The 13,746-nt window shown below is 44.8% G+C and carries 10 protein-coding genes and 1 tRNA gene; 5 read left to right on the top strand and 6 right to left on the bottom strand.

Annotation, left to right across the window (positions count from 1 at the left end; genetic code table 11):
• The first annotated feature begins 207 nt into the window (after positions 1-207).
• On the top strand, positions 208-2,244 hold the full coding sequence (locus tag RXX31_RS12920; protein ID WP_317589853.1) for a PhoX family phosphatase: 2,037 nt from the start codon (positions 208-210) through the stop codon (positions 2,242-2,244).
• Positions 2,245-2,397: 153 nt separating this feature from the next.
• Here RXX31_RS12920 and RXX31_RS12925 read toward each other — a convergent pair whose 3' ends face one another.
• Positions 2,398-3,612 carry a GGDEF domain-containing protein gene (locus RXX31_RS12925; protein ID WP_317589854.1) on the bottom strand — a complete coding sequence of 405 codons (1,215 nt, stop codon included), beginning with the start codon at positions 3,610-3,612 and terminating at the stop codon, positions 2,398-2,400.
• A 310-nt stretch (positions 3,613-3,922) separates the two neighbouring features.
• Between RXX31_RS12925 and lhgO the strand changes: the two genes are divergently transcribed.
• A complete protein-coding gene (gene lhgO / locus RXX31_RS12930) occupies positions 3,923-5,167 on the top strand; it encodes an L-2-hydroxyglutarate oxidase (RefSeq protein ID WP_317589855.1) in 1,245 nt (414 codons plus the stop codon).
• Positions 5,168-5,193: 26 nt separating this feature from the next.
• On the opposite strand, the gene RXX31_RS12935 is transcribed toward lhgO, so the two are convergent.
• Positions 5,194-5,805, bottom strand: coding sequence for a DUF2913 family protein (locus RXX31_RS12935; protein WP_317589856.1), 612 nt, complete (start codon positions 5,803-5,805; stop codon positions 5,194-5,196).
• A gap of 33 nt (positions 5,806-5,838) precedes the next feature.
• A tRNA-Leu gene (locus tag RXX31_RS12940) sits at positions 5,839-5,922 on the bottom strand.
• A gap of 560 nt (positions 5,923-6,482) precedes the next feature.
• Between RXX31_RS12940 and RXX31_RS12945 the strand changes: the two genes are divergently transcribed.
• Positions 6,483-7,691 (top strand): NupC/NupG family nucleoside CNT transporter, encoded by a 1,209-nt coding sequence (locus RXX31_RS12945; RefSeq protein WP_317589857.1) that lies wholly within the window; start codon positions 6,483-6,485, stop codon positions 7,689-7,691.
• 49 nt (positions 7,692-7,740) lie between these two features.
• On the opposite strand, the gene RXX31_RS12950 is transcribed toward RXX31_RS12945, so the two are convergent.
• Together RXX31_RS12950 and RXX31_RS12955 are read right to left on the bottom strand one after the other, a co-directional pair.
• Complete coding sequence (locus tag RXX31_RS12950) at positions 7,741-8,835, bottom strand: DUF3541 domain-containing protein (RefSeq protein ID WP_317589859.1); 1,095 nt, start codon at positions 8,833-8,835, stop codon at positions 7,741-7,743.
• Positions 8,836-8,908: 73 nt separating this feature from the next.
• Positions 8,909-9,505: an alpha-ketoglutarate-dependent dioxygenase AlkB gene (locus tag RXX31_RS12955; protein ID WP_317589861.1), complete on the bottom strand. Its 597-nt coding sequence runs from the start codon at positions 9,503-9,505 to the stop codon at positions 8,909-8,911.
• A gap of 135 nt (positions 9,506-9,640) precedes the next feature.
• Here RXX31_RS12955 and RXX31_RS12960 point away from each other — a divergent pair, with 135 nt between their 5' ends.
• A complete protein-coding gene (locus RXX31_RS12960) occupies positions 9,641-11,023 on the top strand; it encodes a diguanylate cyclase (RefSeq protein WP_317589863.1) in 1,383 nt (460 codons plus the stop codon).
• A 342-nt stretch (positions 11,024-11,365) separates the two neighbouring features.
• Here the strand turns inward: RXX31_RS12960 and RXX31_RS12965 are convergent, their stop codons facing one another.
• The gene (locus tag RXX31_RS12965; protein WP_317589864.1) at positions 11,366-12,922 is read right to left on the bottom strand and encodes a DUF3612 domain-containing protein; all 1,557 of its coding nucleotides are present in this window, start codon (positions 12,920-12,922) and stop codon (positions 11,366-11,368) included.
• A gap of 173 nt (positions 12,923-13,095) precedes the next feature.
• On the opposite strand from RXX31_RS12965, the gene RXX31_RS12970 reads away from it, so the two are divergent.
• Positions 13,096-13,674, top strand: coding sequence for a hypothetical protein (locus tag RXX31_RS12970; RefSeq protein WP_317589866.1), 579 nt, complete (start codon positions 13,096-13,098; stop codon positions 13,672-13,674).
• Positions 13,675-13,746: the final 72 nt, after the last annotated feature.

A 13,746-nucleotide genomic window follows, 5' to 3' on the forward strand; every position in this document is an offset into this window, starting at 1 on the left:
TTGATTTTTGTTCAGGTTGTACTAAGTTCTCGCCGCATAGATATGGCGTACACCAACGTTTAATTGATTCGGTTAAGAAATGATTTAGCAACATAACCTTCATGTATCTTAATTATTATTGTCACAATATTTCTCCAAACTTCCCCTCGTTCAACTACTTATAAAACTCTAATTTAAAATTACATCAAACATTGGGAAAGTGAGACCATGAGTAAGGAAACCTTCGACGCAACGCGTTTTAACCACAGCAACAACAAACCATTTGAAGAAGTACTAGAAGCGAGTCTATCGCGTCGTAGTATTTTGAAAGGCGGCTTGGGCATCAGTGCAATGACTGCGTTTGGTGCTTTTGGATTAGCTGGGTGTAACTCTTCAAGTTCAGGCTCTTCAGCTAGTGCTGCGTCAGGTGTATCAAATGCCGTTCTTAACTTTGAATCTATCGCAGGCTCGCGTACGGACGCTGTGTCTGTACCATCTGGCTACACAGCTCAGGTATTGGTACCGTGGGGTACGCCTCTAAACGCTCAGGGTAACGCATGGCAAAATGATGGTTCAAACACTGGTAATGACCAGCTTAACGCCCTAGGCATGCATCACGATGGGATGCATTTCTTCCCGCTGAATGACAGCACAACCGATGGCCTGCTATGTATCAACCATGAATACATTGATACAGACGCACTGCATCCAAATGGTCCAACGGTAGAAAACGAAGTTCGCACAATCGTTGACGAAGTACGTAAAGAGATCAACGCGCACGGCGTATCGGTTGTTCGTATCCAACTTGAAGACAACATGTGGAAACTGGTTGATGCTGATCCATTAAACCGTCGTTACACGGGTGCGACTGTGATGGATCTATCTGGCCCGGTTGCTCACACTGAATTGACGGTAACACGCTTCTCTCCAGACGGCAGCCAGGCTCGCGGTACATTGAACAACTGTGGTAATGGCTACACGCCTTGGGGCACTTACTTAACCTGTGAAGAAAACTGGCCAGGTTACTTTGTTAATGCTGGTGAGCTTACTGACGATCAAGAGCGTATTGGTATTTCAACAAGCGGAACTCGTTACGGCTGGGATACCCTGGCTGGTAATGCGGAAGAGCGTTTGGATGAGTTCACTCGTTTTAATCTGGCACCAACAGGCGCTAGTTCATCTGACGATTACCGTAACGAAGCGAACGGCCACGGCTACATTGTTGAAATTGACCCATACACACAAAACTCACGTGCGAAAAAACGTACTGCGCTAGGTCGTTTCCGTCACGAAGGCTGTGCATTCGGTAAGTTGGAAGAAGGTAAGCCAGTAGTATTCTACTCTGGTCACGACTCTCGCTTTGAATACCTGTACAAGTTTGAATCAGCAGCGGCTTGGGACCCTGCTGATGCGAACCCTGCGAATCGCCTGGCAACGGGTGATAAGTACATGGATGAAGGAACGCTTTATGTAGCGCGCTTCAATGAAGACAGCACAGGTACATGGCTACCACTAACGCTAGATAGCATCACAACGACTGGCGGCACGCTTGCTGACCACTTTGACTCATTAGCAGAAATCATTCTGAATACAGCTGGTGCTGCTGACTTAGTTGGCGCAACCCCAATGGACCGCCCTGAGTGGTGTACTGTAGACCCATTCACTGGCACGGTTTACCTGACACTAACCAACAATACTCGTCGTACAGAAGATACTAATGCGGCAAACCCACGCTTAAACAACAAGTTTGGTCACGTGATTCGTTGGGATGAAGGCGATTCTGCGACTGAGTTTGAATGGGATATCTTTGTGTTCGGCTCACCAGCAAACGGCGATGCTGGCACTAACCGCTCAAGCTTAACTGAGTTAAACCAGTTCGCGAGCCCAGACGGTTTGGCATTCGACGGTCGTGGCATCCTTTGGATCCAAACTGATAATGGTGCGGATGAAGTGACCACATACACCAACGATCAAATGCTGGCGGTTGTACCATCGAAACTAACAGACGAAAATGGCGATCCAGCGACGATTGGTGCGGATAACCAAGCCGAACTGAAACGTTTCTTTGTTGGTCCAAACGGCTGTGAAGTCACAGGCTTTACCATTAGCCCGGATTACAAATCGTTGTTTGTAAATATCCAGCACCCAGGTAACTGGCCATACAGCGATGATGCGGCAGAAGAAACACCTGAAGGTACAACGGTTCGTCCTCGTGCTTCAACGGTCGTTATTCGCCGTGAAGACGGTGGTGAAATCGCAGTATAATTCCAGCCTTCCATGCGTTAAAATATAGCCCTGCAAAATGCGGGGCTTTTTGTGTTTACAACCATTATAAAGTAATAACGGCGGGTGGATGTTTTTTGCAACGTGTGCTCACAAGCCTACTTGTCATAAACCTCAGTTAGGGTTTCATGAACTCTAGGCAGGGTAAGCGGTGTGCTGTTGTGTAGGAGCATCCTTTGATACGTCACTATATTGCCCATAGAGCGTGACTTGATTACGTCCAGAACGTTTTGAGTGGTATAACGCGACATCTGCTTGCGTCAGCGCGGTTTCCATCGAATTACCAGTTTCTAGTTCGCTGACCCCAATACTCATCGTGATAATGTTGTCAAATGATTGAAGGGATGCGTCGTTTTCTATGGCAGTTCTGATCTGTTCTGAAAAATGTTTAGCCTGTTCTCGTTTGTCTAAAAGAATCATCATGAACTCATCTCCACCCACTCTCACTACACTGGCGGATTCAGGTAGGTGCTGTCTAAGTATGTTGGCTATCTTTTCCATAACCTGATCACCAGCCGTATGTCCAAACTGGTCGTTAATTGTTTTAAATCGATCAATATCGGCCATCACGATGCTGACGGGCAAGTTGTGTTTTCTCGCGTCGTAAATGAGACCCGGAACGACTTCTTCCAACGCCCTGCGATTATAGAGACCCGTCAAGGCATCGCGCAGAGAAAGATCGTTGATAGATGAAACCAGGCGGGCATTTATTAACCACAGGATATTAAAACTTAAACCAACAATCAGGCAGATACTAAATAAGAATGTCAGTTGATGGATAGGTCCTGCATTCATGAAGCTCGCTATTTCTGGCGAAAATATACTCCACAGCGCTCTTGCTCCCATAAATGCACTATAACAAAAGAAAGAATAAGCCATGGCTTTTACTGGAAGTTCCAGATCGCTCTTTTTTCCTTTCAACATCGCAATACCACTGCAAAATGTCACCACACACAGATAAATACTAAGATAGATAACACGACTTTTGACCGACGGTACGTAAAACGTGAAATAGTAAAGTGAACAGCTAAATATGGGGATAAGAACCGCCATGGTATGGGCGAGTTTAAGTGGAAATGAACGGAATATACTCACACTATAAAGCGTAAGCGAGAAGCCGATAAAGATAATGGTATTGGCCACGATAATGGTGAGCCAGTCAGGAGCAGAACCTCGCAGTCCAAGTAAAAATGGTCCAAGACCAATAAACAACAAAGAGATAGAAAAAGTGTTTAATCCTTTGATTCTATTCTGTGTGTATTGGTAGCACAGGAGACTGATAGAGCAGATACAAGAAAACAAAATAACAATAAAGTTAAGTGTTCTCACATCTAAATAATGACTTTCCATAGGCGCTCCGTATTGAGCTATAACTCGGGCAACTCCTTTGACCGAGTTTAATAATTAAGCGCTTAATATATTAACGTAATTGTAAATAGTTGTCTTATGTTAAACCGCTATTCTTTGACCAACTCCAGAGTCTCTGAGTGGTTTTTATTTAGTTTAAATAGCAGCCCAAGCACAGCGACAATTCTCTTGTGTGGGGTAGTCCAATGTTGTTTCCTGTGGCACGCTGCGCGGTATTCCCCACCAATATTGTATACAGTGGCCGTAATTTAAGTACCAACAGTCTTAACTCTGGGTTTTTATTTGAGGTCGTATGAAATCGGTTTATGACTACATTGTCGTTGGCGGTGGTATCGTTGGCGTGTCTACCGCATGGCAGTTGCAACAGCGTCATCCTGATCGTTCCATTTTGCTGGTGGAGAAAGAGTCTGGTTACGCTATGCATCAGACTGGACACAACAGTGGCGTGATTCACGCTGGTGTGTACTATGCTCCGGGCAGCCTAAAAGCCGAATTTTGTAAGCGGGGCGTCGAGTCTACCGTTTCATTTTGTGCGGAGCACGGCATTCCTGTTGAGAACTGTGGCAAACTTCTGGTAGCAACGAGTAAGCAGGAAGTAGAGCGTATGAATGCCCTCTACGAACGTTGTCACATCAATGGCATAGAAGCTGAGTTACTTGATCAAGCACAGCTCAAGCTAGCTGAACCAAACATCACCGGATTGGGTGCGATTTACGTCAAAACTACAAGTATTGTTGATTATCGACGAGTGACTGAACACATGGCTAAAGAGTTCCAAAAGCTTGGTGGGCAAGTCAGTTTACGTACTCAAGTGGTCGCCATTGAAGAAAAAGATCAAGAGGTGCAGATTACTTGTGTCTCTGATGGTCAGTCGATGCAGCTTAACTGCAAGATGCTGATGACTTGCAGCGGGTTAATGGCTGATCGTATGACTAAGATGATGAAGATAAAGACCGATTTTCAAATCATCCCATATCGTGGCGAATATTATCGTTTAGACAGTAAGTACAACAATGTCGTCAATCACCTCATCTACCCAATCCCTGATCCGGACTTACCCTTTTTAGGCGTTCATCTGACTCGCATGATTGATGGTTCAGTCACTGTGGGGCCGAATGCGGTACAAGGCTGGAAGCGGGAAGGATACGCTAAATTTAACTTTAGCTTTCGAGATACATGGAGGATGCTGCGCTTCCCAGGCTTTTGGAAAGTGACAAAAAAGCATCTGAAAACGGGGTTAGAAGAGTTTAAGAACTCTTGGTGGAAATCCGGCTATTTGCAGCTCGTTAACAAATACTGTCCCACAATCCAAGTTGAAGATCTGAAGCCTCACCCTGCCGGTATTCGTGCTCAGGCTGTGTTGTCGGATGGCACATTAGTGCATGATTTTCTATTTGCAGAAACGGCACGTAGTCTGCACGTGTGTAATGCGCCATCGCCAGCAGCAACGTCTGCGATACCTATCGGAGAATACATTTGCGATAAAATCGATACAAAAATAAAGGCGAAAGTTGATATAGGCACAGAGCGTTACTGATAAGGAGGCAGTAACCTGTTAACGAGTTATGCGAGTTCGAGCGTAATGCGCACGAACTGCTCATCTTGATACAGCACTTCGTAATTAAACGTGTTGTTAGCGTAAATGCTGCCTAGGAATAGTGAACGTTGGCTCATTGGGCCACGGAAAAGCATCGAAATAGGCTCGATTAGGGCATTATTATCGTCGAAATGCTGGTTTAGGTTCTCGGATAAGACACATAACAGGCATCCATGTTGATCATGCGATAGGTCGACGTCCTCTGGACGAGAGAGTAATACCGTGGTGCCTAATTTCTTTTCGATTTCATTAATAAGTAGCAGGTAGCTGTCTAAATGCGGCTGAGGGTTACCTGGCTTGTCTGCTCCCACACATCGTTCCAACAACGCTTCTAGGTTACCGTTTTCCCCTTTTGCTTGCTGTGTCAGTGACTTTAATGGCTTTTTAATCAGCTTGTAGCGATTGCTTTTCAGTTTTGGTTTGAGCCATTTTTGCAGCAGGTCATTACGTTCTTTTAAAGAGATAGGGTGGGGCGAAGCATGAATTTTAAAATGTAGATGCAGTAAAGCATGCACAGCAAGTTCGCTCAGAAGTTGGTTTGCATCTGCGGATGGTCTTGCCTGCTTAGAACTTTGCATTACACTCAAACGAAATCAAAAGAAGAAGGATGATGGTGCCGAGAGAGGGACTCGAACCCTCACACCAAAGGCACTAGCACCTCATGCTAGCGTGTCTACCAATTTCACCATCTCGGCATCATGATGCTCTGTAGTAACAGAGGCTTCGGAAAGAAGCGAATCAAATTGTATAACCAAATTCTACCTCTTGGCGAGTGTAAAGTTACGCATTTTTAGCCTTTCCCGTTTGATTGCGCATTTATTGGCCGTTTTTCACTTGCAAAGCTGAAGAGTTTTCAATGATAGCCTTTATGTAGGTATGGATATTAGCGCAAAATGCCTGGTTTGCATGAAATATGAACGCTTGAACGTTTGCTTTTATAAATGTGATGAATATCTCTTTTTGTTGACTATACTGTCGTCCCGTTTAAACGGGATTTAGGGTTTGTTGTTCAAGGCCCTTACCCATACAAGCCGTCACATGGAGCAGGCACAGCTATCAGCTCGCCAGCAGTGAATGACCCCACGGACCGGACCAGCTCCCTTTTATTGCTTGTATAAGGTAAAAATAAGATGTCGAACTATTCGCTCTGTCCATATTCACATTTGCTATGTGTTTTATCACTCAATACGTTGATTCCGTCTTTCACCAAGTCCTTTGGTGCTTCTCTTTTTGTTCACGTTGTGTAGGTTGGGCCATGAGTATTCTATTTAGTTTATTTGGTATCGCTGCACTGCTGGGTTGTGCTGTCCTTCTTTCAGAGAGTCGTTCCTCTATTAACTGGAAAACGGTGCGCCGTGCACTCTTGTTGCAAATGGGTTTTGCAGCGTTAGTGCTTTATTTCCCAATGGGTCAGGCGGCACTCACGAGTCTCAGTCATGGTGTTGCAGGGCTGCTGAGCTTTGCTGATGAGGGAATTAAATTCCTCTTCGGTGACCTGGCTTCTACAGGCTTTATCTTCGCCATCCGTGTCCTGCCTATTATTATCTTTTTTAGTGCGCTTATTTCAGCCCTTTACTATCTGGGCATTATGCAAAAGGTGATTCAACTTATTGGGGGTGCAATCCAGAAGTTCCTCGGTACCAGTAAAGCTGAGTCTTTGGTTGCCACGGGTAACATTTTTTTGTCTCAAGGTGAATCACCGCTTTTGATTCGTCCATTCTTATCCAGAATGACACGCTCTGAGCTTTTTGCGGTGATGGCTGGCGGCATGGCATCTGTCGCCGGCAGTGTTTTAGGTGGTTATGCAGGTTTAGGAGTCGAACTTAAGTATCTGATTGCGGCGAGCTTCATGGCAGCACCTGGCAGTCTGATGATGGCCAAAATCATCGTACCTGAGAGCGAACAGCCGAGCGATTACAACGACATTGAGTTGGATAAAGCGGACGAAAGCAACGTCATCGATGCGCTAGCAAGTGGCGCAATGGGTGGTATGAAAGTCGCGGTTGCAGTGGGTACTATGCTGATCGCCTTTGTGAGTGTGATTGCCATGGTAAATACTGGCCTTGAAAACTTAGGAGGGATGCTTGGGTTCGCTGGTGTGACGTTACAAGCTATTTTGGGTTACATGTTCTCGCCGCTAGCTTGGTTGATTGGTGTCCCAACGCATGAAATTCTTGCGGCTGGCTCGTATGTCGGTCAAAAAGTCGTCATGAATGAGTTTGTTGCGTTCATTGATTTTGTGCAGCACAAAGCGACGTTGTCCGAGCACTCTCAAGTCATTATTACCTTCGCGTTGTGTGGCTTTGCTAACATTGGTTCGATAGCGATTCAGCTAGGTTCTATTGGTGTGATGGCGCCTGAGCGTCGTAAAGATGTCGCGAACATGGGGCTGAGAGCCGTCGCGGCTGGGACATTAGCCAACCTAATGAGTGCGTGCTTAGCGGGTATCTTTATTTCTCTGTAAAATTCTTGCTTCATTTAGTACGAAAAACCCGCCGTTGTGGCGGGTTTTGCTACTCCTGGTCTTTAGGAATCAAACCATAAGGTATGGATTGGAATGATTTTGGCAAAGATTCATAGCTCGGCCCTTGGTTCACGCCTTTCCAGTCTAATAACATGATGGCTAACACGTTTCGGTGTTCTCCAAATTTAAGATCAAAACTGTCTTCAACCGATGGGATCATGCCTTGCTCTTGATCGATAGCGGTCCGAATTGCGTTACGTGTTTTTTCGACCACGGGATCATGCGTTAGCCCGGCGAGAAGGAACGAGATACCGACTTCAGCAATAATGTCTTCTTTACATCGCAGCAAAATGGTATCGATATTATTGCGAAAATAGTCGAAAATCCATTGATGCTCTTGTACGCTCACCTGCTTTTGATAGTACTGCGAATCGGCAAAAATAATGTGTGTCATGCCGTAAATTTTGTTGCCGTACTGCTGGGTTGATAGCGCTCTATCCTTGTCGTCGGGGTAGGTGTTTTTAAATGCCTGAGTAAACGCCCCAACCACATCTTGCTCACCAAGTTGCCTTAGCCAATAAACTTGATTGGCTAACTGTGCTGCCCACGCTTCTATCATCTCTGGGTCAGTGGCATAACGAGTGAAGTCATAACGGCGCAATACTTCTCTAAGCGTTTCATCGTTTTGGTGCTTCAAACCGTATTCGTCTGCTCTGGCCATTGCTCCCAGCAAGTCGATACCCAAGTATAAATACTCCGGGTGATGCTTTGTCACTGTATACCGTAGCTGGCCACGCTCATCATCTTTCTTCTGGTATCGTGTTAGTCGCTGCGAAGCGTATAAAATGATCTCTTCCGGCTTGACTACCTCGTCGGATAATCGGTTTAACCGGCTTGCGACTTGCGCCATATCGGTCCAAATCGCGGCAAGATACTTTTGATCTTGTGTCTGCCGGTACATACGTAGCCCAAAATGCCCTTCTTTAAAGGGAGGTAGCGTGAATAGTTTACGTTCATAAGTATCCCGGATTAATTGTGCGGATTGGGAATAACTTAAAGCTGGAGACTCAACCTCAGACGCTTGAGTTTGAAAAATGAGAGCGCAAGAAAGTAACAACGCTAAACTAATCGGCTTGATACGCATAAATTCATTCCATGAAAACCTATACATAAAGCTACCACCCACAGATGAGCTCAGTGTAAAAGATTGGTTAATACTACAAAATATGTCGAAAAGTCAGGTTAATACGCTCACCTTTGGGTTTTGCCGTTTTTGGCACGCTGTGGCTCCAGTGGTGTTGAAGCTCGCCTGCCATGACCAATAACGCGCCATGAGAAAGCTCGTATTCAATCTGGGTTTTACAATGTAAATTCTTGAGCAAAAATCGTCGACTTTCACCCAAATTTAGAGAAGCGATCACTGGATTTCGGCCTAGCTCTGGTTCGTTATCCTGATGCCAGCCCATTGAGTCCTGACCGTTGCGGTATAAATTGGCAAGGACCGAATTAAAAGAGACCTCAGCGACGGTTTCACAACGCTTTTTAAGTGTAAGCAGCTCGGGTGTCCAGGGGGAGGGAGTCATTGTTAGCCCAGAGTAGGTGTAAGCTGCATCACCATGCCAAGCTTGCAGTCGAGGTTGTAGTACCGATTTGCCAAAAATATTAATTCGCTCCTGGTGCCATGGCAGTGTTTTCCTTAGGCTAGCAAAGAAGTTGTCTGCTTCCGCTGTTTCAAGAAAGTTTGGATGATAATAGAGTTTGCCCTGCTTTACTTCCTGCCAGAATGAATTCCCAAACAAGTCATCTTGTTGCATTTTTTGCTGCTCTATCCATAAATTTTTTCAATTGTTGTTACCTTCATGATAGCTATTGGGTATTATTTTATTAAACAAGAATTTTAACAATAAATGAAAGCGTCTCGCAGCAGTATGCGAGATAGTGGGGAGCCAATGCGCCAATTTCCCAATAAACAGTATTATTTTGTCTTATTCTTCCTCGTTTTTTTTGCTCTGTTTGTCGGGGTTGTTGAGCTATTACATCAAAACCAGCGAGAGGTTAACCGAGAGCAACTACTCACCGAAGCCAAAGAACAACTTTCTACCCTCCGTTCGAATCTGGAAGCCGATCTAATGGCCGACATATACCAAGCCAGCACCTTAGGGACGTTAGTAACATTGCTCCCTGAAAGTGGTGAGCGCGAGCTAGGTATAGCCGCACATCGTATTCTGAATAAAAGTAAGAATATTGACGCCATCGGCATCGCAAAAGATGACGTGGTCAATCATATCTTTCCACGCGATGGTAATGAGAGTGTGCTTGGGCTGGATTATCGAACGGTGCCGGAGCAGTGGGCACAAGTACAAAAAGCCAGAGAGATTCAAGAGATATTCATAGCGGGCCCCGTTACGTTAGTTCAGGGAGGGCGTGGTCTGATTGTGCGGGTACCCGTATTTCGTGATCCGCCTTTAAATCAGGACTATTGGGGGGTTATCAGTGCAGTCATAGATTTCGATAAACTGCTGAAAGAAACTGGCCTAATCGAATTTTCGCATCGTTACCCTTTGACGATTAGAGGCTATGACAGCAGCGGTGAATCTGGTGACATCTTCTTTGGCGTACCAAATTTATCAAAGATTAGGTACGCGACAGAGACGGTTTACTTTCCTTATGGTAGCTGGAGTTTGTCCGCATTCTCCAGTGATAAATTGGAACATCAGCTTCCTTGGTACGAATTTCATTTGGTTAGATTGCTTGGCTACTCGGCTCTGTTGGCATTGAGTATCACACTTATCGTTATTTATCGTTTGTATATCATTGCTGATACTCGTGCATTACATGATGAGTTGACAAATTTGCCTAATCGTCGCTATTTCATGCAGTCCTATAAACAACAGTTCCAGCTCGCTCTGCGCTATAAAAAGCGTTACAACTTTGCTCTAGTGAATATCGACCTTGATCACTTTAAACATATCAATGATACGTATGGTCATGATGCGGGTGACAAAGTTTTACGAGAGACGGCGGAACGTGTCAAAAGCAGTCTACGTCGTTCTGATATGGTTGCTCGCATGGGCGGCGATGAATTTTTAGTTGTGGTTTATAACCCTAAATCGGAAGAGAGTTTGCAGGTGTTATTGCAGAAGGTTGAATTGGCGCTTTGTTCTAAGCCGGTCATTTATGGAGAAGATCGAATTCAATTACACGTCAGTATGGGCTACGCGATGTTTGAACCCGGAATCACCTCACCAGAGCAGATGATGAAAATTGCGGACCAAAGAATGTATCTGCATAAGCATAGTAAGGCTCAAGGGGTTCCAGCGAAGTTGGGGTAAACTTTAGTAACGTATCTGAGCAGCTCGATTAATAGTTTTAAATGCAACTTGTTCGAAAAGTGTTCTTTTTGAGAAAGTAATTAGTAGCAATGCGGTTGGTGGCATATTTACATGTTATTGCATTTTGCAATTGCAATGTGCAAATTTATTGCTCAATAAACCAACAATATGCATCTAGAACGGCTAGAAAATGGGTTTTTAAAGTTGGCACGCATCATGCTTATATACTATTGACCCTTATTAAGCCGAGGGTCACCTAGCCAACTGACGTTGTTAGTGAATGCAATTTGTTCACAAGTATATACCGCCAATCACGATTATTGTGATTGGCGTTTTTTCTTTCTAGAGATCAAGAATTTTTACATCACCTTCTGTCTGATCTGCCTCGTCACATTTGCTGTAACAGCTTGGTTGTCTTGGACAAACTGCACCCCTTGAGCAAATCAGCCTTGCTTGCGTCTGTATCCCACGCTCTATCCAGTTAATATTTAAAATTTTAGCAATGGTCGTTAAGTCCTTCTTAATATGAGTAGGAATAACACTACTGCCACCTGATGCCACACACAGGGACTTCAACTCTTCTGCGATAGAAACGGCATCGCCACCTTGCGCAGTGATCGCTGGGTTCAAATCGATACCAGCGCATAACACGCGGTTGTTTCCTGCCGGATCAAAGACATTGACTGACTCACAGCAGTAAATGCGTGGCTCATCACCGACATTAAGAATCGAGATTTGAGCCGAGCTGGTATCCAGTGGCTGCGCTAAACGGCGGAACACTGCCCAATGTTGGCAAGGATCGTTTACTTTGCGCATGTTGCCCCACGGTAAAGGAATACCATTCCCTCGATATACCGCTTTGAGCTTTCCTGGGCCGTAGGCATCAAAATAATGCCAATGCGGGTAAGGTGAAACAACCGTCATTCGGCGCATGGCCACAGAAGGGGAAACCCCAGCTTTTTTGTGTACGTCGATTTCGTAGCCTGAGCGGTCTAGCAATTGACGAAACGGTACTTTAGGACACAAGAGTGCGCCAGCAAAAAAGCTAGATTCAAAATCACGCCATGCCTGCAAAATATCTTGTGAATTCAACTCCGAGTTGGAGATGGGGCTGTCCATTTGCTCCCAGTTATTCTGATGTCCTATGGTCAGTACGTTATTCATTGCATCACTGCTGTGTAGGACTCGATGACCGATGTATACCGCCAGGTCATATTTCAGTCTGGTTGGGTAATCGCGCATTCTCTTGTTCAGATAGATTGTCCCAGGCGCCTCCATGAACGAAGTGATTAGCTGCTTAGCACTGACGCCAAGTTCGTCGATAACATCTTTTGGCGCTCGGTCAATCCACCTGATATCCAATCCCATGCTTTTTGCAATGTCGATTAGGTCTTCCACCGAGAGATTCAACCGTTTTAGTCCGACTTCTTCGGCAGCTCGCTCAAGGTCAGGGAAGTGATTCTGATGGTTCTCCTGGTGAGCCCGAATCAGTAAGTGAGCAAATTGGCGACCTGTAATTCCTGTCTGGGAGAGCATTTCAGGAATTGCAATCTGAAGAATATCGTTGGAAAACAGGAAGCTTGGTTCTAGCGCCATACCATTAATACCACCACGGTTACCTTTGTTGGGCGTAATGGCTTCCAATTCCGGCTCATCATCTAGAAACCAAGCTGGATCTTTTTGAAAAACTTCCGCGATCACTTCCAGCATATCGATACTTGGGACGCGTTTTCCACGTTCAATCATCGAAAGGTAAGAAACCGAAGGCGCGTACTCTGGATTGATCCTTACACAGCGAGCTGACAAATCTTCCATGGTTAAGTGGTTGTTTTTTCTCAGATTACGTATCTTGGTTCCGAGAAAGTGAGACTGACGAATTAAGCTTTTTGACACAGACATTTTGTAAAATTCACACTGTAAAATTTTTGTTGTGAAATTGTAGTAAATTATTCGCTAGTCTACATACTAAGCAGACAAGGAAATTAACCATCAACTTCACAGAATTGTCTGAAACTTAAACAACCCAATTAAGTAAGTACTCTAGGACGAGTTTTTAGTACGAGGATATGACGATGAATATGCTGAACTTCGATAATAAAGAAATGCAACAACAACAACGCCCATTTATCGCTGAAGCTGTATTTGCCGTCGAAGCGGTAAGTGCTGAGCAACAGAGTGAAAAACAAGTAAAAGCAAAGCAACTACTTGACCGTATGTTCCCATTGGAGAATGGGTCACACCAGGATGTATCAAGTTACGTAATTGACTACCGTCATGTGTTGGCCTATTTCAAAGATGGTTCTCACAGCGGCCTGAAAAGTCCAAAGCACTTCGTGGCTTACACCGGTGAGAAAGAAGATCCTAAATCGATTTTGCTTAAAGATGAGTCAGGCAATCATGTTGAAGTAATGTTCGGTTGTCACAAAGGCACCGGTTGTGTAGAGCTGATGGACATCGATGATATTCAGCTAGAAACTCGCACAACATTCAACCCTGAGCTGACGGGCAATGCTCCAACGGCGATGCGTCACTGGATTAGCCTGGTGAAAGGCGATAAGAAAGGCAAACCAATGGCTTGTAGTGAAGACAAAGAGTATACGGCTAAAAATGGTGATGATTACGTTCTGAGTTACTGCTACAAAGTAGATTAACCTTTAACCCAAACGATCAGTCAAATAGACAAAACCCTGCACAATTGCAGGGTTTGTTATTTTTCGATCCAA

It is taken from the genome of Vibrio sp. EA2 (assembly GCF_033042495.1).
GTDB lineage: Bacteria > Pseudomonadota > Gammaproteobacteria > Enterobacterales > Vibrionaceae > Vibrio.